This window comes from Paenibacillus sp. FSL K6-2859 (assembly GCF_038008265.1).
Lineage (GTDB): Bacteria > Bacillota > Bacilli > Paenibacillales > Paenibacillaceae > Paenibacillus_AQ > Paenibacillus_AQ nitricinens.
In genome coordinates this window covers 3,389,310-3,413,560 of record NZ_JBBOYU010000001.1, presented here as the reverse complement: position 1 = coordinate 3,413,560, position 24,251 = coordinate 3,389,310, and the positions used below count along the sequence as shown (strand labels likewise).

The following is a 24,251-nucleotide window of genomic DNA, read 5'->3' as shown; positions in this document are numbered from 1 at the left end:
GGTTACAAACATGCATAAATCAACTATTCTATCACTCACAAATAGGATTTGGTTGCCCCAACCTTATCCATTGAGGCAACTGCTATCCGTCTCTAATTATGCTCTACGAATTGTAAATTCAAAATCCAAATCTTTTGATGGATCAATTAGATATTCATCAAGAACTGGCGCTCCCCAGCTGTCATCACCGCCAACGCCCATTTGCCGACCGGCAATCGTAACAACGGTATGATGAATGTTCGGCAGCTCATATTGATGCGTCGCACTCTCCAGCTCCATTGCCGAATATGGCGATATGTTGGCTTCAACAGGGGTTGAGACTGGTGAGGATATTATAATCCCTTGACCAAGGTCGTTGGTTATCGATACTTCGCGTACACCTGTACGGTTGCCCGATTCCTGCGGTACCAAATAGGACGATACATTGTCCACCGCATGATTCTGAAAGCGACACAATCTCGCGCCAAAGGAACGGTCAATATAATTTTCTTCTGGTCCATTCGCATACCAATTCAGCTGGTAATAATCCGCTGGTACCTTAAAGGTTAAAGCAAAGAGGGGAAACTTCGGTAAACCCGGTTCTCCATAGTAGCTTGATTTCACCTTTATGCTCCCATCGGTGAACACCGTGTATGTCACACTTACTCGCACTCCCTCTGACACACTCAGTTTATATACATAGGTCACAGTCGCTTGGTCTTCTTCTTCCATAAGCTCGAAGCTTAAGGTTCTTCGGCTCAAACTTGCTGCATACCAAGCGGAAGAGTCGAAATGCATTCCCGCACCCTTGTCGTTATCTGTCATCGCTCTCCAGAAGAGCGGTGCCGGCGGCGAAGAGATCATTTCTCTTCCTGAATATTTAACGGAGATTAATGTACCAGCCTGCTTCGAGAACATTACGGAGAAGTCACGACCGTGAACGCCAATATTTACATCCCCTTCAACTACGCGAAAATCATTCAGGGCAGGAGTTACCTTAGGATGGATGGAGTTCATATCAGTCAATGTGCTCTCCACTTGGAAAACATGCTGTCCAAAAGCGATTTCATAACCAGCGTTCGCCCATAATGAATCTTCCTTGAGCACAAGAGAAACATCTAAACTATACTCACCAGACTGATTAGTCTCTGGTAAATCAAGTTCTACATAACTTTCTTCTCCGGGTTTCACCTGGACGTATACAATACCATGATGGAATTCCCTGCCCTCATAATTCAGACAATAGTTCAATTTATACGCATCCAAGTTAACAAATAAATTCTCATTTCTGATGGTAACGCCGTGGCAATCCGGGGACAGTTTGACGTTCTGATACAGAAATTTCACTTCTTGCATTTTCGGAGACCATCTCCGATCCGCATACACAATTCCGTTTCCGGAGAAGTTATAATCGGTTGAGCGGTCATCAAAGTCTCCACCATAAGCCATGTAGGGCTTGCCATATCGATCATTTTTTACAATAACCTGATCCATGAAGTCCCAGATAAATCCACCTTGGTACATTGGATACTTCTGCTCTAGCTCTGTGTATTTATGCAATCCTCCGACAGAATTACCCATCGCATGCATGTACTCACAGCTAATATATGGCTTTAATGGATTATCTTTTAAATACATTTCAATATCTGCTGCTTTCGCATACATCCTGCTTTCCATATCACTCGCATCATCATAATCCCGGTTATGGAACACCCCTTCGTAATGAACCAACCGCGTAGTGTCCTTCTCTCGAAAATAATTCGCTACATTCCGGATGACTTCTCCGGCAAAAGACTCGTTACCACAGGACCAAATCAGAATCGATGGATGGTTCTTATCTCTCTCCACCATGGAAATCGCACGATCCATTACGATATCCTGCCATTCAGGCTTACTGCCCGGTATGTTCCAAGACGGTTCTACAATGCCCATTTTTTGCCATGATCCATGCGACTCTAAATTCATCTCGTCAATAACATACACACCGTATTCATCACACAGTTCGTACCAGAGTGTTTCATTTGGATAGTGCGACGTCCGTACAGCGTTGATATTCGCCTGTTTCAAAGTCTTTATATCCCATAACATATCTTCTTTCGTAATGCTGCGACCGAAACGGGAATTAAACTCGTGCCGGTTGACACCTTTGAATACAATACGTTTACCATTTAGATGCATAATCTTATCTATCATCTCGAATTTTCGAAAACCAACCTTTTGCGGCACGACTTCTACAAGATCCCCAGATAAGTTGAAGACAGATACGTAAAGGGTATACAAATGGGGATCTTCTGCACTCCACAGATGAACCTTTGATGCTTCAAGCATCAGCGAAACACTATCACCTGAAACACCTGTCTCACCACGAACTACAAGATTTCCTGCTTTATCCTTAAGCTCTAAAAGAACTTTCGAAGCTGGCCCACCCATCATCTGCAAATCAGCTATCAGCGTTCCCTGCTCAAAATTCTCATCCAGATCAGTTTGAACGTGGAGATCCCGCACATGAACATTCGGCACAGTGTATAGATACACGTCACGAAAAATTCCGGAAAAGCGCCAGAAATCCTGATCCTCCAACCAACTTCCAGTACTGCGCTGATACACCTCAACCGCAAGCTTATTCTCACCTGCCGTCAAGTACGGTGTCAGATCAAATTCACTAGGCGTAAAGCTATCCTCGCTATAGCCAATAAATTCCCCATTTAGCCAGATATAAAAAGCAGATTCAACTCCCTGAAAAGAGATATACACTAGACGTTGCTCCCAGCCCGCAGGCACTTCAAAATATTTCACATAGCTGCCTACTGGATTGTGATCTTCGGATATCATCGGAGGTCTAAGATGCTCATGACCATCCCATGGATACATCGTATTCACGTACTGAGGCTGCCCAAAGCCCTGAAGCTGGATATGCCCAGGAACCTCAATATCATCCCATCCTCTACAGGACACGTTCTCCTTATAAAAATGCGCCTGTCGTTCCATAGCATTGTGAGCATAGCTAAATTTCCAGCTTCCGTTCAGGCTATAGCGCCAATGCATTTCTCCGAGTCCTTCAGCTTCAAGTTCCGTCTCGTAATACCGATGATCGGAGTGCGCGTGTGTTCTGCCTACTGCATAAATGGAAGGGTCTGACAACCATTCCAGACTTGGAGCGACGCCCCGTTCAACCTGCTGCTTCATCTAAATTTTCCTCCTTCTGCTGTAAAATGATCGCTAACTTATTTAACTGAACCCGTCATTCCAGCCACAAATTGTTTTTGCATCATGAAGAATACAAGTGCAGTCGGCAGCGTCGTAATGACAATCGCGGACATAATTAGACCATAGTCAGGCGCATAACCCGATCCAAGATTTGAGATTAAGAGTGGCACGGTCATATTTTCTTGCGATTGCAATACGATCAGCGGCCACAGATAATTGTTCCAGCTGTTTAAGAATGTGATAATCGCAGCGGCAGCGTAAGTTGATTTCATCGTCGGCATATAAATGCGGAAGAATAAACCGAATTCAGATAAGCCATCGATGCGACCGGCCTCCATCATTTCCTTAGGAAACATTTTTGTGTTTTGACGGAAAAAGAAAATTAGGAATGCTGTTGTAAATGTTGGCAGAATAACTGCTGCTGCTGTATCAATGCCAAGAAATGGGACAACGCTTGATACTTTGGCGAACATTTGAAATAGAGGTACCATGATCGCAGCAAATGGAATCATCATTGAAGCTAGCAAAATATTAAATACGATGTCTTTACTCCGGCTGCGGTACATTTCAAAACCATATCCAGCCGCCGATGCAACCAGTAATGAAAGCACAGTAGTCACCACTGAGATTTTTGCGGAGTTCCAAAGGGCTTGCCACATATCCACGGAATTGAACAGATTGTCAATATTTTTAAAGAGATGCGCACCTGGCAGTAATGTCCCTTTAGTTACATCAACCGACTGATTCGTGGCACTAATAACCATCCAGATAAATGGAAAGATAGAGATCAGCGCAGCGATGATTAGAAATAGGTAAGTAAACATGCGTTTAGTTTTCATTATCTCTTGTCTCCTCCTACTTTGTTCTGAATTAGCGTCAGAATGAGTACCATTACAACAATCGAGTAGGAGACGGTTGCAGCGTATCCAAAGTCAGGGGTGTATTCAAAAGAAAGGTTATAAATATATTGGGAAATCGACATGGTTGCATTGCCGGGTCCACCTTTCGTGATGTTAACCACCTCATCAAACAACTGAAGGGTTCCAATGGTCGATGTTATCGTCGTAAACAAAATAATCGGCTTCAATAGAGGAATTGTAATTTTGAAAAACTGAGTAAATGCACTGGCGCCATCAATGTGAGCTGCTTCATAAATAGATTTGTCTACATTTTGCAGGGATGATAAATAGAAAATCATATTATAGCCAGTAAAGCGCCAAGTGATGGCAATGATGATCGTAACTTTGGCCCAGAAGGGGTCTGTAATCCATTGAATCGGTTCGCTGATTAGATGTAAACTCACTAGAGACTTATTGATGATTCCTTCGGCTCCAAACATGTACTTGAAAACAACGGAATATGCTACAAGCGAGGTTACCGTCGGCAGAAATATGGCCGTTCTGAAAAATCCCTTGAATTTCAGTCTTTCATCATTTAGCAGGACGGCGATGAAGAGCGCCAATATCAGCATCACTGGGACCTGAATAATCAAGTAAATAAATGTGTTTTTGACTGCTGTAAGAAACGTGGTATCGCTAAACAGTCGAATATAATTATCAAACCCGGTAAAATGAAGATTGCTACCTCTACCCGTCTTAAAAGATAGAATTAAAGCTTGGATCATTGGATAAAAATAGAAAATACTGATCATAATGACCGGCACAAGGACGAATAACCAGCCAGTCAGATGGATCTGCCGTGACCCTTTTGAACGCTTATGTTTTTGCGGGCTTAACCCTGTCTTTATAGTTTCCACTCCACTCCGCACCCTTCTGTCTTATATATTAGAGATGAAAGCCCCTGCTACCTATCCTTCTGTAGAAATCCAATTTACAGGAGAAGAAGGAGCAAGGGCATCGGTTGTACAGCCTAAGTGCGATTATCGAATTTGAGTGTCCGCTTGCTTCTGCGCATCTTTCAGAACAGTATCTACATCTTTGCCACCTAGATAAGATTGTACTGCTACAACCATAATGTCCTCGATGGCGTAAGTGTTCATGCCATAGTTGACGTTAGGAATTTGCTCGGTCCATGCTGCAAAGTCTGATACGACCTTTTGGCCTTTGAAAAATTCATCCGCAGCTGAGTATGCTTCGCCGCTCGCCGCAGCTTTCAAGGTGCCGATAACACCTACTTTAGTATTTAACGTCTGATACAGCTCAGCATCAGAGGCAAAAGTCTTAGATAGGAACTCTGCTGCTGCTTCTTTGCCATCTACATTCATGACGTACCAGGAACTGCCTCCAAGGTTGGATGCGTGGACAGAGCCTTCAGTTGCACCTAACTTAGGCAGTGGAGCTACTGCCCATTTACCAGATTGGGAAGCTTCTGCTTTAATCGAAGGTGTAATCCAGTTACCTGTAGGTACACTAGCCACTTCCCCGCCATTGAATGCGCCTACAAACTGGCTCCAGTCTGAAATCACTTTTACAATACCGGAATCCATCATTTCTTTGTATATTACCAGTGCCTCTTTCAAAGCAGGGTTGCCTTCTATGGTCGGTGTCTGACCATCATCTCCGGTATACCATGCGCCCGTCGATTGAATCATCACTCGAATAAGTCCAAGATCGTTTGGATCAAGTGTTAGCATGCTTTTGCCGGTTTTCTCTTTTACAGCTTTACCGATCTCGATATATTGCTTCCAGTCGATATCCTGTAATGCATCCAGGCTGTAGCCTGCTTGCTCGAGATAATCTGTCCGTATATACATACCAGTTACGCCGGAGTCAAACGGAACACCGTATTGTTTGCCTTCTACACTGGTAGGGCCAATCTTATAATCCGCAAAGTCAGCTGCCTTTACAACATCCGTCAATTCATAAAAAGAATCCGGATACGCTTGTAAGAAGCTCTGAGCACGATAATCTTCGATCAATACAATGTTAGGCAAACCCTTTGTGGAACCAGAGTTTAATCCTGTATTCAGCTTTTGAACGATATCAGCTTGCGCGTTCTCAACAACGTTAACCGTTACGTCCGGATTAACTTTTGCATAAGCATCTTTGGCAACATTCATAGCAGCAATGTTAAACGCCGGGTCCCAAGCCCAAACTGTAATCTCTTTTGGCTTGCTGCTGCCTTCGGCTCCGGAGTTACCAGAGTTGCTCGTTTCATTTTTTGTTCCACCTGTGGAACATGCCGACAGTAGAACCACACTAGCCAGCATTACGGATAATAATTTCTTCACTACGTAAACCCCCTTATAATCTGTAAAATAATAAAGATGGAAGCGTTTTCCTGAGTACGCTTCCATCTTATCATCTTGTATCCGTTTTCTTTGGCAGTATCTTTATTAGCTTTGGTGTTATTATTGGGTCCTGTTGTGTCACGCTTATCGACTCTGGTATTATTTTTAGGTTCTTGTAAAATCTTTGGCATTCACCAATGGAAGCGTAATCTTGATGTTCGTACCTTCATGCCGTTTACTTGAAATGTTAATCCCGTAGCTCTCTCCGTACAACAATTTGATTCTGTCATCTACATTTCGTATACCGATCCCGGAGAACAATTGACGTTTATGCTTCGATGCTGGTAGCTGCTCCTCCTTCATCAAATCCGGATCAAGATCCATCCCATCGCCATTATCTACAACTTCACATACAAGTTGATCTTCCTGAACGGCAATCATGATGAGAATCCTTCCCTCATCTTTAAGATTGAATGCATGGAAGAATGCATTCTCTATAAAAGGTTGAAGAATTAGCTTCGGCATATGATAATCCAAGCTCTCGGGCTCCACAAAGAAATTCACACGGATCTTCTCACCATACCTTACATGATTGATGTATACATAATGCTCCAGCGACTCTAATTCTTGACGAACAGGTATGGTAGAGTGAACATCACTGACTGTATTCTGCAGAAGTGAGATTAGAGCGTTTATCGTTCCAGCTGCTTTTTCCTTGTCACCCTGCTGCACCAAAAATTTGATTGAAGCCAGCGTATTGTATAAGAAATGGGGATTGATCTGCATTTGAAGAGCGGCGAGCTCTGCATTACGCTGCTGCTTCTGGGTCTCCATCAATCGATCAACATAATCTTGTAGTGAATCAAGCATAAAATTGAAGGCGCTTCCCAGCTCCTTAACTTCATAACTACTATTGGCGACATCTACATGATTATCAAACTCACCTGTAGGGATACTAGACATCTGTTCAACGAGAACACGTAGAGACTTCGTCATTGTTCGGGTAATTAAAAATACAATAATAAGCGATATCGCAACGATAGCCATGATCGTCAAGGTTACTGCTTTGGCATTTACCATCTGTCCGATCACGGCGTTCTTATCGATGAGATTCACCAAATAAAAATCAAATTCAGGTAAGTATTCAGAAAACACAATTCGTTCATTCCCCATAAAATAGGTGGATTCACCATCTTTTCCGCCACCTTGCACTTCTTGCAGCAATTGCTTATCGAGGACCCCAATCATCTCAGTCTTGCTACTGGATACAATTAACCCCTTCTCATTTAGCAGTACAACATCATTACCTTCACTCGTAAAGTTAGCATAAAAGGGCTTGAAATCGCGATCACTAATGGCTACGTACATGGTGCCATAGATTCTACCAGTCGAATGATCAAATAAAGCTTTGGAAGCCACCAACATAGGTTCTTTTCCGTTCGCTTTATTATCCCTTAGATCGAGCTGGTACAAGATTTGCTCAGGATGGGCTTTGGTCTCCTTCGTAATCGGATGATCCTTCAGTTCCTCGGCGGAAATGGACCAATACCAAGGATCAGTTGAATAACTCCTGCCATTCACGCCCACAATCATGATCCCAACATCAAAAGCACTGAGGTTAGAACGTATTGCCCGCATGCCTTCTGTCATTTGATATGTTTTGATGGCGAGGTTTACTGTGTCCGTCTCTCCGCTAGATAAGTAGTTTCGAATGGCTTCATTCTGAGCCATCATAGTGGCACCAGTGGCTACAACATTGTTGTAAGATTCCAGGTTTGTCTTCATCTGGTTCAGAAGTTTACCGTTGGTTATGCTGAAGGTCTGCAGAAATAATTTTTCTGACATGCTGATGGTAATAGACAACGTCAGGAGCGATACTGTAACGATGCTAATAAGTGTAACGAGAAATAACTTGAGGAATAGCCCCTGCTTTCTAATCTTATTCTTGATGTTTTTAATCATGCTCCTCTACATCCCGTCTCCGGTACCGGCTTGGAGAAATGCCCGTCTGCTTTTTAAATACCTTGGTAAAATAACTCTGATCTGAATAACCCACGCTGGCACTGATATCGGAAATAGAATGTTCTGTTGTCTCAAGCAGCTCCATAGCTTTTTCCAATCGAACTTTGTTTAAGTACTCACTAAACCCTTCACCATTATGAGCAGTAAAATAGCTGGATAGATAAGAAGCGTTAAAATGGAACTGCTTCGCTACCTCTGTAAGCGTGATTGGATCTGCATAATGTTCCTGAATATAATCAATTAGCATTGTCATATTTGGATTAACTGATGTATTCGTCTCTCCTATAGTGCGCTCAACTTCTCGAATGAACGCTTCAGCAACAGCTATTGCATCCCCTGCATACAACGCTTCATCTATTCTTCGGAAGTAATCGTATTTAGCTTCCTCCAGCCCACCGATTTCATACTTCATTTTTCCAAGTGTGGTCGCTACGTTGAATATAAAGTTCCCCAATAACGATTTGAATTCGAAAATGTCGATGCGATAATCCATCGAACGCAGATGAACATTTTCAAGAAAAGCTGTGAATGCCTTCTGGTATTGCTTACGTCTAAGCTGTTCCATTAATTCTCCGATGTCTAATTCTTGGTACGCCCCTGGAAGACCCGGTAAATGATCATTTTCTATTAGGTTTCGTTCCGGCAAATAGAAACTGTAACGTGCAAGCTTTAAATAATTGTCACGGTAAATCTCACCAAGTCTTTTAAATTCCATAAAGCTCTGACTAATAATAAAATGCGATTCTCTTGCCCCTTGCACCATTTCGGAGACCAGGTATCTAAGCTCAATTACAAGTTCGTCCCATGGCTCCGGATTAGCATTAAGTAAATAAATAACCGAATCGTTGACAAACTTTAGCCGAATAAACACAACATCGTCCAAAGCTAACTTTTGTATTCCTCTTTCGATTTCATTTGCGAACGTTAACTTATCACTAGAATCTTTAATATGTCTCATATCCGTTCCGAAAAACGCGAACTGTCTGTAAGGAAACATCGATTGAAGCAATGTGGGCTCAACCATAGACTCATAACCTGTCATTAGCTTCTCGATGACTAGCAAAAGCTGTTTTTCCCCAGCATTGGAACCTTGATCAGTCGTCTTCATTCCTGTCATTTTGGCAGTAACTTTATTTAAGATAGACAACAGGTAATCGGCTTCTAGCTTAGGCTTTAGAATGTAGTCCGCAACACCACTCTGAAATGTGGATCGAACGTAATCGTATTCACTGAAACTGCTTAAGACGATGATTTCAATGTGAGGGTACTTCTCCTTTACAATCTTGACCAGTTTCTCACCGCCCATAACAGGCATTACGATATCTGTAAGTATGATATGAGGACTGACCTCGTCGATCATATTTAGTGCTTCAAGACCGTTAGAGGCCTCACCGACGATTCGATACCCTTCTTGTTCCCAATCCCAAAGATGTTTAATTCCCTGTCTAACCAGCATTTCGTCATCCACAATCATAATCTTAAATATTGGTTTCATATCTGCCCCCTTGCAGCTGTTAAAAAGTCATACCAATGATCAGAACGCCGTTCCTTCATTCTATCGAAGCATTGGATGTAACCGTTTTCTATTTATCTGTTACTGTTCAATCCATCCTACTTGGAGCGACCTTCTATACAAAAAAGCCTTGAGACTTACATGAATTTGTTTAAACCAAATAATAGTCCTCGCCAGCAATTATGGTCAAGTCCCCTTTTTCAAATCAAATTCTAAGCACAAGTTAATTCATTTGAATCACAATAATGATATATCGATTATCAATAAATTAATATTGATTTACAAGTTTGATTTGTGTATTATAGGGTTATTAAGAAAAGGAGAATGTCATATGAAAAAGAAATATCTATTAGCAGCTTCACCATTATTATTAAGCATCATCAGTTTAATGATCTCACGTACGGTCGGTTCAAGCGTGGGACCGGATGGAATCTTGCATGAGCCGGTTTTTTTTTTAATTCCGCTTAGTTACCTATTTTTTCTCTGCAGTATTGTAGCATTCCTATTCGTAGGTCTCGGGTCAGTCGTCAATAATAGAAAAAAAAATTCGTAATAGCGTTGTGTCGGGACATTAACGGTTATAGCAAAAAGAAAGAAGCCGCAATATTTCGCGGCTTCTTCTGCGTTAGATGTTCATTTTAAATTTGACATAGACTCTATAAACTCAACTTCTGCTGGAGCAAAACTACCAGCTCTTCAGCTGTATCCCAAACGATAGGACGGATATTTTTCACTTGTACGAAAAGATCATTAGCATCGCTGCTGTTTACAGTCCAAATTACTGGAATGTTCAACCCGAGTGCATATCCTGCAGTAAAATACACTTCAGGGGATTGGCCGGTTAAATCAGCGATAATCAGTTTGCTCTCTTCTATAAGCTCCAAGGAATACGGTTCACGGTTTTGCGTTGACGTATGCCTTAGTAGCCGTGGAATATAACCAAACTGCTCGATTTTAGGAAGCAGCTTATCCACCCACTCCGTGTGCAAATCCTCCGCATCTGACAATAGAACGATACAGGGTTTTAATTTTTTGCCTCCTGCGATTGCGGCAGCTTCATTCCATCCCTCGTCCGTCAGCTTAAAGGTCATGCCCTCCCTGATCATAAACTGCTCGTTTATCAGCTTATCTATGATATATACCAGTTCTTGCAGATTAGGTGAATACGTTAGGTTATAGCTACTGGAGAGTGGCTGAATAACAACGGATTCCCCTGGGGCTTCAGAATGTCTGTATAAGTATTGCAGTAAACGGTTGCCTTTATCTTCAATCGTCACTGGAATTTTCGAGGAATTTACAATGGATTCTAAATCACCGGCCGATAAACTGACCTTCTCTCCACGATCTGTCAGCTCCCGTATATAAGCCGATACTACATGAAACATATCGCGTTTCTTTGAATGCGCAAGAGAATTTATAGGCTCATAGCTGTCTCTCAATAAGCTATAGAACCCGTCAGGAGAACAATTACAGCCTAAATATCTATCGTAATCGCCTTCCGATGTAATGGATACCATCTCATCACAGAACAAGCAGTATTTCTTAATCATTACAACTCATCACCTCTTATTTATTGATATCCCCTTACCTTACCAAGAATATCTTAAAAAGTAGACAAGAAGATATTTCCTATTAGCACTGAACCTAGAAATTTAATATATGAATGCCCACAAAAAGATACGGATTTGGCCGTTTCTTTTTATGATCCGGTGAGTATTTTTTTGTTTTTGATATGCTCATTTAAAGCAGTTGACATTATTATTTTTATATAAATAGTGAAAAAAATCATATTGACTCATTATTTTATATTAAAGTATATTCTTAGCAAATGAACCATTATTTATTTATATTTAATCTATTTACTTTGAAGATAGATTTTTCAGATTCTATTACATGATATGCAGTACATTTACCGATTTAGGAGGTGATTAAATTGAATACATAAAACTTTTTTAAAATTGGACAGGCCGCAATTAAATTAAATTGAAGAAGGAGTGTATTTTCATGAAACGATCTCTCATTCGCTACGGTTTGAAAACGATTTTGGCACTTATGTTAGTTGTATCTGCATCATCACTCGCACTAACTTCAACGACGCACGCTGGAGTGCCAATCCCTCTCAGAATTATCAATGAACACAGCAATAACGTGCTGTCAGTCAGCGGAGCGGATTCACAAGCGGACGGTGCGCTTATCGTACAATACATCGATCAAGGATTAGATTATCAAAAATGGTATCTCGAAACTGCAGAGAACGGATATTATAATTTCAGAAACATAGCTAGCGGAGATTTATTGGATGTCAACGGATCATCATCATCCGATGGGGCCAGTGTTATTCAATGGCCAAGCAATACCGGGTGGAACCAACAGTGGGAACTTATTCCGACTGGTGAAAAAAACTCGTATAAAATTAAAAACCGTGCCAGTGGCAAGTTATTAGATATATCGGGACAAGATAAAACCAGCGGTGCGCAGGCCATTCAATGGAGCGATAACGGCGGTCACAATCAGCACTGGTATATAGAATATATACGGAAAAATTAAGCTATTGCCGAATACAAGAAATGACGGTGCTGGGATAACATCCCGAGCACCGCCATTTCCTAATTTAACATTTTTTTGGATTGTCATTCCTTTTGATAGCGGAACCAATCATAATATGCGATTGTTCGGTTGGTTGAGTAGTTATACATTCCAAAGAACACTCCGGTAAATCCGCCTGCCACTTCTGTAGAGATCAAGTGCGTCTCCGCTTCACCAAGTGGATGCCATAACTGATCTTCACCTCGATAAAAGAACAAATATTTCTCAGGTAATGCTTGAATCCTCAATTCTACGACTGTGCCTTCAAATGGAGAAGAATATTTCACATCACTTATGCTACCCACTTGTCTTCGCAGCGTAATCACATTTTCACCCTCTACCTGGGTTAGCCCGATTGCGTAGTGATACATCCGATCCATAAACACAACAAGACCTGCTTCATCACCATCTAGTGGGTTGAATTCTATTTTAGTAGAGATTTCACAATCCAAGTGGCGCTGTCTACAGCCAATAAATGCAGGCGTTCCCTGTTCGCTTAATCTCACATCCGCTCCATATAATGCTAGCCACCCTGGTCGCTCTTGCAAAGACCAATCGACTTTTTTAGCATTGCGGATAAAGTTCCAGCTCATTCTTAAATCAGATCGATTAAAATCATCGGTCTCAGGCTCCTTTTCCCATAGCACTGGTGGTGGAGTGTCAGCTTCCATTTCTAATCCAACAACACCGTGATCTCCAATCATCGGCCATCCATCTTCACTCCAATGGACCGGAGCAAGGAATGTCTCTCTACCAAGATGATGTCGATATGGATATCCTACTGGTCGTATCCCTAACAATACCGCCCACCAGCTGCCATCCTGTGCTTCTACCAGATCGCCATGTCCCGTAGCTTGAATAGGGTAATCCGAGCTCCGGTGAGTCAAAATGGGATTCCAGGGAGAGGATTCAAAGGGTCCATAGGGTGATTTACTTCTTGCTATGGTCTCCATATGTCCATATTCTGTCCCGCCTTCAGCACACATTAAATAATAGTAGCCATTTATATTATAAAGATGTGGTCCTTCAGGAAATTTACCGCCACTGCCTGTCCATATTAAGCGAGAATCGCTCAGCTTATGGCCCGTTTCAATATCAATCTCACATTGGTAGATTCCCATACCATCTTTGGTGCCAGTGCTTGTAAAATACACTTTTCCACCGTCAAAAAATAAGGAGGGATCAATCCCTTCCTGATCCACGTAAATAGGATCCGACCACTCACCTGCTGGGTCTAACGTCCAAACGTAGAAGTGTCCACCGCTATCCTGATTTGTCGTCACCATGTAGAATCGACCGTTATGATGACGAATGGTTGGTGCCCACACCCCTCCAGACACGACCGATGTATCAAATTGAAGCTGGGAATCACGCGTTAAGCAATATCCGAGCTGCTTCCAATGGACTAAATCTTTACTATGCCAAATGGGGATTCCCGGAGAGTAAGCAAATGAACTGTTTACCAAAAAGTAATCCTCGCCTACTCTGCAAATGCTTGGATCTGGATAAAAACCTGGTAATATCGGATTGTTATATTTCATGAAGCATTCTCCTTTTATTGAACATTTGCATCTATGTCAAGGATTATACTCCACTAGCTAAACGATAAACCTTGATTATCCAGTCGTAAAATAGCATGATATAGACATTCATCTAGACATTCTTTTGGAGGGTTACGGATTGAGCGAATTTTATTTAAATTGGTTTACATCAGATCAGAAATTCCCATTTTTTATTCAATACGGCTTCCACGACAATGATACTGACCTTCATAGACATGTGGACTTTTCAGAGCTCGTAATTGTCTTGAGTGGTACTGCTACTCATATTGTGAATACCGAAGAATCATTCATCAAAAAGGGGAATGTCTTTGTTATTAATGGTTCAACCCCGCATGCTTTTAAAGATCCTCAGGATTTTAAGATCTGTAATATTATGTACAAGCCTGAAATGCTGTCGACAGCTGGATCAGATCTGCGAACTTCGAACGGCTTTCAGGCGCTGTTTGTATTGGAGCCGTTGTATCGTCATAAACACGCCTACACAAGTAAACTAAGCTTGCCAATTCCCATGCTGGAATTTGTCACTACACTCATTGCCGATATGATTGAAGAATATAGCCACAAACTTCAAGGATATCAGACTTTGCTCGTCTCACGATTTATGGAGCTGGTTGTCTATTTATCAAGGCATTATGAAAAACAGGATAAAGGCAGCCTGGATAATCACCTAATACATTTAGCGAAGTCGCTCTCTTTTATGGAAGACCATTATCTTGAAGCGTTGTCGCTGGATCAAATCGCCGCACACTCAGGGGTATCCGTTAGACATTTAAACCGGATCTTTCGCTCTTACTATCAAACGACTCCTATCTCCTATCTCCATCGATTGCGTCTGGAACGGGCTTGCAGCTTGTTGAAGCATTCTGACTTCAGTATTACTCAGATCTCACATGAAAGCGGGTTTAGCGATAGCAATTACTTTACACGACAATTCACCAAAACCTACGGTATGTCTCCCAAAGCTTATCGGAAGAAGCTATAAAAGAACATCCTTAACATAACAATAAGCCCTCAAAAGAGGACTTATTGTTTACTCAATCGTTCAATTTTTGCATCCATCCGTTCCATTACTCTGTTCATCTCTTCCATTCTAGATAAAAGCTGCTTCCGCTGATCAATCAAGAGTTCTACTCTAGCATGATTAGCCTCATCGCCCTGTCTATACAGCTCGACATACTTAATCAAGATTTCAACAGGAAGCCCAATGCCTCGCATACACTTGATATGTTCAATCCACCTGCAGTCTTCTTCCGAATAATCTCTATTTCCACTTTTATTGCGATTCACGTGTGGAATAATACCGATGCGTTCATAATAGCGGAGCGTATCCGGCGTAAGATTAAATTTTCCACTTACTTCTGTAATGGTCATACTTTCATTATCCTCCGATCCTCAATATTAATTAAAACCAATGATTGGATGCGGTGTATAGGGTTCTTCCAAGAACGTAATTTCTTGAGGTGTTAACGTAATGGATAACGCTCCTACAGCATCTTCGAGATGAGACATTTTCGTAGCACCAATAATTGGAGCAGTTACCGGTTCTTTTTGAAGCAACCATGCAAGAGCAATACGAATCCGCGGAACACCATGCTTTTCGGCAATTGCAGCTACCCGCTCCACAACTAAACGATCAGCATCTGCAGTTCCATCATATTTGGATTTTTGTATTTGATCGGTCTCTGAACGATGTGTTGATACTGTCCAGTCGCGAGTTAATCTACCGGAGGCCAACGGACTATATGGAATAACACCAATTTTTTCTTCCTTACAAAGTGGTAACATCTCGCGCTCTTCTTCACGGTAGATAAGGTTGAGGTGATTCTGCATGGATACAAACCGGGTCCAGCCATTCTTCTCCGCTACATATAAAGCTTTCTGAAATTGCCAAGCATACATTGCAGAAGCACCAATATATCTTGCCTTTCCCGCCTTAACCACATCATGAAGTGCCTCCATCGTTTCCTCGATAGGTGTGTGATAATCCCAGCGATGAATCTGGTACAAATCCACATAGTCTGTTCCCAATCTTTTTAGACTCTTATCGATTTCACTCATAATTGCTTTTCGGGAAAGTCCGGCACCATTGGGTCCTTCATGCATACGATTATAAACTTTAGTGGCGAGGACAATTTCATCTCGATTAGCATAATCCTTGAGTGCCCGTCCAAGAATCTCCTCACTCGTTCCGTCAGAATACACATTAGCCGTATCAAAAAAGTTAATTCCGAGCTCTAGAGCTTTTTTTATGATCAGCCGACTCTGCTCCTCATCAAGCACCCACTGATGGATCCAGCGTTCTGCTACCCCAAAGCTCATACAGCCAAGACACAGCCGGGATACTTCTAAGCCAGTATTGCCAAGTTTCACATAGTCCATTTACAATGACTCCTCTCTTTCAATAGAAGGTAAGGTTCACTAGCAGTTATCTGTTATTATTTCACTTGGAGTTCACTCCAAGTCAAGCTATTTATAAAGTTGACTGCTTTTAACGCTGTTCACTCGCCCTTTTCCGAAGGAATTGTGTCGTTAAGTTCTTTGTTCCATAGAATAGCTTAATGATGTTTCTAGAGTTCTACTTGGCCAAAAGAGGTGAAACGATGAGTTTTTCTGTGAACGGGGGAACGCCCTCTGGATATTACCGGAGCATCTTGGAACTTGAAGCAGAATGGGGACAAAAAAGAACTATCCATGAAGCTGGACAGGTTATTCCCTTTGATTTCGGTAGGGCTGCCCATTTCATTGCTCCTAAAAGCACTGAATCGAGCATTCATCCTGCACTGACACCTTATTGTTTACAGCCTATTGGCGGATACGTAGCCACTATCTCGAGTGGAAGGGTATGGGGAGAATCTGGTGCTGTTCTATCTCCGGAAGGAAAGCTGATCTTTGATCTGTCACAGGAATATGACGCCATGCAAAATAGAATGCTAGAAGCAGAGGAACACCCTGTATTCCACCGGTGGAATGATCCAAAACTTCAATATTTAGAAGGAACTGTGGCTGTGTTGACGTTTTGCGGAAGCTATAACTATTTCCACTGGTTGTATGATGTGCTCCCTAGGTTGGCGATGCTCAAAATGAGTGGAATTCCTTATACCTCCATCCTGATGAATCCAAATCCATATGGACCATTTGTGGAACAAACCTGGGCTATGCTCGGGATATCAGAGTCTTCAGTAATCCGGACAAATCCTGAAGCTTTCTTTGAAGCTGATCAGCTACTTATCCCTTCTTTGATGATGAATTCCCACTATCCCCCGTGGACCACGGATACGCTACGTAAATTATTACTACCTCATAGGGAATCAACACTCGCTACACCTGAGCGCATTTATATTTCTCGAAACAAAGCAAGCACCAGGCGCTTGGTCAATGAAGAGGAAGTTATACGCTGCCTTGAAGAATATAGCATTCAACCTATTCACCTTGAGGATTGGACGGTTGCACAGCAAATCCAGTTATTCGCTTCGGCTAAGCTAATCTTGGGAGCGCATGGCGCTGGACTGGCCAATTTGGCGTTTTGTCAACCTGGAACACAAGTTATCGAAATTGTTCATAAACAGCATGTCGTTCCAACGTATTGGATGATCAGCAACCATAACGCTCTTGATTATTACATGATGTATGGTCAAGGCTGGCCAGATCCTGCTATTCGTTTTCCGGGATTCGAAGATATCTATGTGGATATGGATCGTCTGAAGCAGATTTTGCATTTGGCAGGATCGGTTACAGGAATTTATAGCTCCATTATCGGAAAACCGATAGATCCACAAAGCACCGCCTGATAAATTCTTCAGGCGGTGCTTCGCTTTTATTTTTCCGCAGAACGGTTCTTATTTCCGGTAATTTTTCGTTCTTGCATCCTCTATAACACCATTCCAATTCATTCCAAAGGCAAAATCATATACATGTCCTTCTGAATCCACATGACATTCCATGTCTCGCGCCACATCTTCCAGCTGCTCTTCTACCGTTTGCATACCTGATGGCATTTGTACTGGAAGCAATCCAGAAGGCTCCTCCGCACCCGTTAAAACCTCCATAAGTGCTTGATCCTGCAACCCAAAGTTAACAAGGATAACATCAGCCTCTCCCTCAAATTCTGCAACAACCGAAGGATTGGACAGCAACATTGACACAATTACCGGTTTGTCTTTCATCAGCTTGCGAGCTTCCAGGACATGATCCAGATCGCTCTCATTATGCGTAACAACGGTTTTTCCTTTATAAGAACGGTTAAGTACATCGTTATCCCGCGCATCTCCAGCTAAGCTCTGCTCCCGAGCATGTTCCGCAGTGTACGGTCTATACTGCAAGCTGATTGGCACGTAGCCGTTACCGCCTTGATCAGAATCTTCCTGACTAAAGCCTACTCCTGATTTGGGACTGCTTATGATGACGAGAGCAAAATCTGCTTTATCCGGCTGATCTGTCACATGATAATATTTAGACACAACCTCCAGGTTCACCGGATATTCTGTCTTTTCGGGCGTTGGGTTGCCGAACCAATCCTTTCCTGCTGGAGTATAACGCTTCGGAATAAATACGGTTTGTTTCGCTACCAACGGCAATACCCGATTTTTGTTCTTCAGCAGCACGATCGACTTCAGCTGTGCATCATAGCCTGATTGCATAAACGCCGGATTCCCAACAATCTGAGCGCTCGCCTCAGGCTTTAAATACGGGTTCTCGAAGAGACCCAGACGGAAAATATTAAGTAGAAGCCGAACAGCTGACCGCTCAAAGCGATTCCGCATCCATACCTCTCCATGCTCAGCTACTCCCATTCGGTATGCTTCAAGGACTGGCTCCATCTCATTATTGCCGCCGAATTGGTCAACGCCTGCCATCAAGAGCTTGTAATGCCGTTCTGCGACGGATATACCCTCCACTCCCCAAGGTTTACCACTGAGAAAGGAATCCTTACTATCTGATTCGTCTGCTGTAATGAGCCAATCTGTGCACACAACACCATCGTAACCGTATTTTTCCCGAAGCAGATCGGTAATAAGATAGGAATTATAAGAATTTCCGACATTCTCCCCGTTCAACTGATCTTGATCTGTAGAAATTGTGTAATATGGCATGACAGCTGAAGACTGCTTGGTTGGGCCATCCAGCTTAAAAGCTCCTTCTGTAAAAGGAATAAGATGTTCTTCAAAGTTACCGCCCGGATAGACGGCATACTTGCCGCAAGCATAATGCGCATCCCTTCCGCCTTCCCCGGAACCACCGCCAGGCCAATGTTTTACCATAGCGTTCACACTATCATATCCCCAGCCTTCGTGAATCTCCCGGTCATCTTCCGAGCTCTGGAAGCCGTCGACATAGGCTCTTGCCATGTCAGCAGACAACTTAGAATCTTCACCAAATGTGCCGTTAAAGCGAAACCATCGCGGATCTGTAGCTATATCTATTTGCGGCGATAGCGCCGTACCTAGACCCAGTGCGCGATACTCACGCGAGGCAACTTGCCCGAACTGATAAGTGATCTTCGGATCGAAGGTAGCCGCAAGACCCAGCGTCTCCGGCCACATGGAGATTTGTCCACCAGCTCCAGCATTAAACTCCGAGCTAGAATCTGAGCCATGGCGAGGATCGGAGCTGTTGTTGGCTGGAATCCCTAGACCGCTTCCTTCTGCAAATGCTTGTACCTGGTTGTTCCACAGGGCGGCAATTTCCGGAGTTTCCACGGTGGTCACCAGAATATGTCTTAGATGGTCCTGTGCCAGAAATGCCAGCTGTTCATCGGTAAGCTCCCATGGCTTGGCTCCGCTCTCCTCATAGGATTTACCGTTATACGTTCCTGAGAACCAGCTGCTGCTAACTGCTGGGATGGATTGATGACGACTATACAGCATGAGTCCAGCAATTTGTTCAATACTCATCTGTGAAGCCAAATCTTCAGCCCGCTCTTGTGGCGTCAATCGCCAGTCCTCATATTTATCCAGCTTGCCATTACGATTTAAATCTTTGAAGAACAGTCCGTCCTGCTGGAGAATCTGCACTCCAGATTCAGGGGAATAACCCAAGGTTGGACCGCCCTTATTGCTTACGTAAGAAATGGTATGATGGCTTTTAGTTTTAATAGTCTCTCTCTGATTCATTTGGTTTCCCTCCACTGTTTTCTTGTTTGTTTTTTCTTAGACCAAATTGGCTTTTTGTGATTGTGTTTCGACAGCCGTCAGTTCAGCAGTTTGAGCTCTTTTCTCTGTTCCCACTTCTGGAAGTGGCTTCACTGCCAGCATACCGAATATGGTGCAGACGGCAAGGAAGATATAAAAGAAGGTCCAGCTGCCAATGCCTAACAGCACGGGAGCAATTGCTGGAACAATGGACTGAGGCAACGCATTAGCTACGTTCATAATCCCAAAGTCTTTGGCTGAATCCTCTTTACTTGGAAGAATCCGTGCAACGAGTGCCATATCTACGGCTGAGAAGCAGCCAAAGCCCAATCCGATCACTGCAGCTCCGGCAATGTAGGCCGGATAACTTGGCACAAAGGCAAACAACAGAACCCCAATAGCAATGATGAACCCTGAAACGATCAGGAATGGTTTTTGCTTACCAAATTTATCTGACAACACCCCACCGAAGATACTTGTAATTGCAACACCCACTAGCATAACGATATTAATCGTAGCAACCTTTGCGGTAGCCAGCTCTTCCGTAAGTCCCATCCGGTTTACCAGCATGACTGTGAGGTATAAAGTGCTACAATATCCCATCATGATCAGGAACTTGGATACGAAAGCCCAAGAGAATTCCGGGAATTTACGTGGACTAGGAAAAATCGTACTCAGCTTCTTACCCAGCGATATTTGATTATTTGTCTTGGGAACAAGTTCTACTTTACCTTCTTTAATAATCAACGTACTGAGGAGTGGACCTATGATGCCGATTACTCCGAGCAAAAGCCACTTAATTTCTGAAGAAACTGAGGTCATCACTGTCATCATGATCATCCCTACCGTCATAGCGATTGGAATAGTGAGACCGATTAATCCGGAGATTGTCCCTTGTTTTTCCTGAGATACATGGTCTGGAATAAGCGCTGTATAGGCTGCCATCCCTACATTGAAGAAAAATTGTGCGACTGCCCAGCTAATCATGATCTGCCAAGGCTCGTTGGCGAAACCAGTACATACCAGCGCTGTACAGCCAACTAGTGGACCAAGGATAATCCACGTGCGCCGCCGTCCGAACGAAAGATGGGTTCGGTCACTGAGTGCACCGCCAATCGGATTTCCGATAAGTGCAAAGATTGCGCCAATTCCTGCAACCAGTCCATAGGAAGAGGTGTAACCATTCGGATCCACTTCAATCATTTTAAAGGTCAGCAGCAAGGTGGCAGGTGTCATCAGTGCCAGCATCATCATGCCGTAACCAAGCAGAATACCAAAGGTCAATCTACGAAAAGGGGTGAGAACCTGCCCTTTAATCGATGCTCCAGTCATTGTAATTCCTCCTCATCCTTTTAGAAAACGTTTACAATTCGATTATAAAATAAACCACCTCTTACAGGAGAGGTAGTCAATTACACACTTTTAGGTTCATTTTTAATCTAAATGAAAGCGTTTCAAAAATCTTTATCAAGATGAAGCTTAAAAATTGACTCATTTTCTCAAAACAATGGAGTCAGCTCAATGAGTTCTACGCTATGAGGTTCCATTCTAATGACAACAGAAAGCTCTTCACCTACTTCAAGAAGCTGAATCTGTCTGCCTGGAATAGAGGCAGCTTTTAGATAAGCAGTGTCCTCTGCAGTCAGAACGGTTGGAGCCCCCATCTCTACCCACTTGTCAAAACTGCTGCCATGTGCCCTGCTGATCGTATGGTTTACTTGCTTATATCTGCCAGATGGTAATCCAGTTAATGTGAGCTCAACTTTAAGAAGCCTCTCGTTTTTGAAGCCACTATAACGGCTAGTAGGTGTAATGAATGAAGTATCACCAAGCGCGTACAAATCATCAAAGTGACAGTAATTATAAGCCAGAATCTGATAACCGCCTCTACCAGCCGTCACGATATAACCCTCTTCGTGTGCGACTAGCCGATTCCCCAGCTTAGCGAGCATTTCATAGGCATGCATAGCTGCTTTCGGAATTCCATACTGAGCCATAAGTCCAAGCCCACCATGAAACATCCGGGATGAAGCCGCTGTTTCTTCAATATTGTCACTCAGTACCCAATATCCGAACCCACTGATGCTGTCGAGATTTTCGATGATATTCTTTACGATATATGCAGCTTTATATAATGTGTCATTGGTCAATTCGCGATGAAATGCTGTTGAATTCCATTCGGTTAAATATAGCTCTTGTCCGCTAAGTCCTAACTCAGCGAGCAGCCCGATTTCACGCTCCAGTGATTCCTTCAAATAGTCAGGGTTTGGGGACACTTTGTTGAACCCCTCAACTGTCAGGGGAGACATTTCTTTTTCACTTGATAGTTCTTTTTGCCCCCAATTGTTACTAAGCAGATCATCCATGTCCTCATGCGGATAAAAATGTAACGGGATAAAATCAGGAAGACAACCCCGTTCTTTGCAGAATGTGAAAAACTGTTCACAAAACGCATTGGCGTTCAGCGTAATAATTCTACCAGGAGCGCCAATCTGTAGGTTCAGAGAGATGGCTTTGAGGGTGTCGAACGTTCGGGCATACAATTCGTTGTACGCTTCTTCCGTCGCAGGCCAGAACAATCCATATTCCGGTTCATTCCAGAATTCAAACCTCCAGCTTTCCACCTCTTCTAGACCGTACCGACTGAGACAATGGCGAATAAAGCGATCAACCAATTCACACCAACGGTCCATGGATTTAGGTGGACTCACGTAACTCTTTTCATAAAATACATGTTTACTGCTGTCTACTGCGAGATCAAAAGGCATAAAGCCCAGTTCTATAAAAGGTTTCAAGCCGATCGATAACAGAAAATCAAACAACTGATCTACAAAGCGAAAATTATAATGTGCCTGCCCTTCGTGATCCTCCCGGTACACCATCATTGAATCATCAAAAATTCCATGAAAACGTAAATAGCGAAACGGACACCGCTCTTGTACATATTTCAAATGAGCTTGTACATCACTTTGAAGTCCTTCATTTGCTTTACTGATTGTAATAATATTTTTCCAGCTATGCTGAATTTGCCGCTGAATCCTGTCTAACGAAATGCTCGCAGACAGCTGAACAACCGGATGCACGGGTTCAAGCTGGTGCGACTGACTACGCCGGAGGAATTGCCGAATAATGCCCAGTGCGCTGGATTGATTAAACGCTAAGTATCCGGAAGTAGAACCTTCCTGTTTCGAGTGAGTTTGCGGCCGATATTTTTTGCGATATTCATGTGGTGTGATATGATATCGGCTTTTGAATGCAGTGTAAAAAGATTTCGCGTTTGGAAAGCCCTGCTCAAGTGCCAGTTCAGCAAGGGAATGCTCTTGATCTCTTAAAAGGGCTTCTACGGTATTTTTTAAACGAATGCTGGTTAAGTACGTCTGGAAGTTGACCCCAATATTCTCGCTAAAAAATTTGGATAAATACGGCACCGACAAATACTCTCGTTCCGCGATTATCTGCAGCGACACCGGGTCTTTATAATGTTCATCTATATAAGTGATGATGCTCATCATTCGTTCCATATATTTTATATTCATCGCTTCGCCGGAATTTGGCAGCTTGAACTGTTTGACCAAAACAGAGAAAAACCCAAGCATACGTGCTTCCATCCCCAGTTCATAGGCTTCCCCACCTTTGTATTTCAGCTGTACCATTTCAGCCATGAGCTGACGCATGTTATCTAAGCCATTTTGCTTCTCAGGACCGGCTTCTGCAGAATAACATTCAAAGCTGATCTTTTCCACATTGTGGATGTGCTGCTTAAGATAGGTTGTAGGGATTTGAAAGGTAGCGATGATATTCTCATCTAATCCGATAACTTCATGCACGTAACACTGGTTAATGAGTAGCATATCCCCTTCTTTAAGCCTATATTGACGGTTTCCGGTCGAAACCTCTAGATTACCAGACAGCACAAAAATCAGCTCCACACTCGTATGCCAATGATTCGGCACAAAGCTGACGCTATGTAAAGAAACATCAAACGGTAGTTTGCCTTCTGTCTCAAGCTGCTCATAGCTGGAATGGCTCACATAATCACTTCCTTGTTTACATTATCTTGTTGT

17 protein-coding genes are annotated in these 24,251 nt (G+C 42.8%); 4 read left to right on the top strand and 13 right to left on the bottom strand.

Translation table 11 applies throughout. The features are described from left to right. Positions 1 to 96: 96 nt before the first annotated feature. The 6 genes from MHB64_RS15160 to MHB64_RS15135 all read right to left on the bottom strand — a co-directional run bounded on the left by MHB64_RS15160 (position 97) and on the right by MHB64_RS15135 (position 9,893). Entirely contained in the window at positions 97 to 3,165 is a 3,069-nt protein-coding gene (locus tag MHB64_RS15160; protein WP_341134762.1) for a glycoside hydrolase family 2 TIM barrel-domain containing protein, read from the bottom strand. Between the two features lie 38 nt (positions 3,166 to 3,203). Further along, a complete protein-coding gene (locus MHB64_RS15155; RefSeq protein ID WP_094868759.1) occupies positions 3,204 to 4,025 on the bottom strand; it encodes a carbohydrate ABC transporter permease in 822 nt (273 codons plus the stop codon). Further along, on the bottom strand, positions 4,025 to 4,837 hold the full coding sequence (locus MHB64_RS15150; protein WP_256989697.1) for a carbohydrate ABC transporter permease: 813 nt from the start codon (positions 4,835 to 4,837) through the stop codon (positions 4,025 to 4,027). Before MHB64_RS15150 ends, MHB64_RS15155 begins: the two co-directional genes overlap by 1 nt. A gap of 228 nt (positions 4,838 to 5,065) precedes the next feature. Continuing rightward, positions 5,066 to 6,376: an ABC transporter substrate-binding protein gene (locus tag MHB64_RS15145; RefSeq protein ID WP_094868758.1), complete on the bottom strand. Its 1,311-nt coding sequence runs from the start codon at positions 6,374 to 6,376 to the stop codon at positions 5,066 to 5,068. 165 nt (positions 6,377 to 6,541) lie between these two features. Then, complete coding sequence (locus tag MHB64_RS15140; RefSeq protein WP_094868756.1) at positions 6,542 to 8,338, bottom strand: sensor histidine kinase; 1,797 nt, start codon at positions 8,336 to 8,338, stop codon at positions 6,542 to 6,544. Beyond that, positions 8,331 to 9,893: a response regulator transcription factor gene (locus MHB64_RS15135; RefSeq protein WP_094868755.1), complete on the bottom strand. Its 1,563-nt coding sequence runs from the start codon at positions 9,891 to 9,893 to the stop codon at positions 8,331 to 8,333. Before MHB64_RS15135 ends, MHB64_RS15140 begins: the two co-directional genes overlap by 8 nt. Positions 9,894 to 10,242: 349 nt before the next feature. Between MHB64_RS15135 and MHB64_RS15130 the strand changes: the two genes are divergently transcribed. Beyond that, entirely contained in the window at positions 10,243 to 10,464 is a 222-nt protein-coding gene (locus MHB64_RS15130; protein WP_341134761.1) for a DUF3955 domain-containing protein, read from the top strand. A 103-nt stretch (positions 10,465 to 10,567) separates the two neighbouring features. Here the strand turns inward: MHB64_RS15130 and MHB64_RS15125 are convergent, their stop codons facing one another. Then, positions 10,568 to 11,461, bottom strand: a complete 894-nt coding sequence (locus MHB64_RS15125; RefSeq protein WP_094868753.1) for a hypothetical protein — start codon at positions 11,459 to 11,461, stop codon at positions 10,568 to 10,570. Positions 11,462 to 11,915: 454 nt separating this feature from the next. On the opposite strand from MHB64_RS15125, the gene MHB64_RS15120 reads away from it, so the two are divergent. Next, positions 11,916 to 12,458, top strand: a complete 543-nt coding sequence (locus MHB64_RS15120) for an RICIN domain-containing protein (RefSeq protein WP_341134760.1) — start codon at positions 11,916 to 11,918, stop codon at positions 12,456 to 12,458. Between the two features lie 83 nt (positions 12,459 to 12,541). On the opposite strand, the gene MHB64_RS15115 is transcribed toward MHB64_RS15120, so the two are convergent. After that, on the bottom strand, positions 12,542 to 14,038 hold the full coding sequence (locus MHB64_RS15115; RefSeq protein ID WP_341134759.1) for a glycoside hydrolase family 43 protein: 1,497 nt from the start codon (positions 14,036 to 14,038) through the stop codon (positions 12,542 to 12,544). Positions 14,039 to 14,177: 139 nt separating this feature from the next. Here MHB64_RS15115 and MHB64_RS15110 point away from each other — a divergent pair, with 139 nt between their 5' ends. Then, positions 14,178 to 15,041, top strand: a complete 864-nt coding sequence (locus MHB64_RS15110) for a helix-turn-helix domain-containing protein (RefSeq protein ID WP_341134758.1) — start codon at positions 14,178 to 14,180, stop codon at positions 15,039 to 15,041. 41 nt (positions 15,042 to 15,082) lie between these two features. Here the strand turns inward: MHB64_RS15110 and MHB64_RS15105 are convergent, their stop codons facing one another. Beyond that, entirely contained in the window at positions 15,083 to 15,430 is a 348-nt protein-coding gene (locus tag MHB64_RS15105; protein WP_094874928.1) for a MerR family transcriptional regulator, read from the bottom strand. 27 nt (positions 15,431 to 15,457) lie between these two features. After that, positions 15,458 to 16,438, bottom strand: coding sequence for an aldo/keto reductase (locus tag MHB64_RS15100; RefSeq protein WP_341134757.1), 981 nt, complete (start codon positions 16,436 to 16,438; stop codon positions 15,458 to 15,460). A 221-nt stretch (positions 16,439 to 16,659) separates the two neighbouring features. Here MHB64_RS15100 and MHB64_RS15095 point away from each other — a divergent pair, with 221 nt between their 5' ends. Next, complete coding sequence (locus tag MHB64_RS15095) at positions 16,660 to 17,847, top strand: glycosyltransferase family 61 protein (RefSeq protein WP_341134756.1); 1,188 nt, start codon at positions 16,660 to 16,662, stop codon at positions 17,845 to 17,847. Between the two features lie 48 nt (positions 17,848 to 17,895). Here the strand turns inward: MHB64_RS15095 and MHB64_RS15090 are convergent, their stop codons facing one another. The 3 genes from MHB64_RS15090 to MHB64_RS15080 all read right to left on the bottom strand — a co-directional run bounded on the left by MHB64_RS15090 (position 17,896) and on the right by MHB64_RS15080 (position 24,218). Continuing rightward, on the bottom strand, positions 17,896 to 20,169 hold the full coding sequence (locus MHB64_RS15090) for a glycoside hydrolase family 3 protein (RefSeq protein WP_341134755.1): 2,274 nt from the start codon (positions 20,167 to 20,169) through the stop codon (positions 17,896 to 17,898). Between the two features lie 36 nt (positions 20,170 to 20,205). Then, positions 20,206 to 21,519 (bottom strand): MFS transporter, encoded by a 1,314-nt coding sequence (locus tag MHB64_RS15085; protein ID WP_341134754.1) that lies wholly within the window; start codon positions 21,517 to 21,519, stop codon positions 20,206 to 20,208. 167 nt (positions 21,520 to 21,686) lie between these two features. Beyond that, entirely contained in the window at positions 21,687 to 24,218 is a 2,532-nt protein-coding gene (locus MHB64_RS15080; RefSeq protein ID WP_341134753.1) for a GH39 family glycosyl hydrolase, read from the bottom strand. Positions 24,219 to 24,251 lie beyond the last annotated feature (33 nt).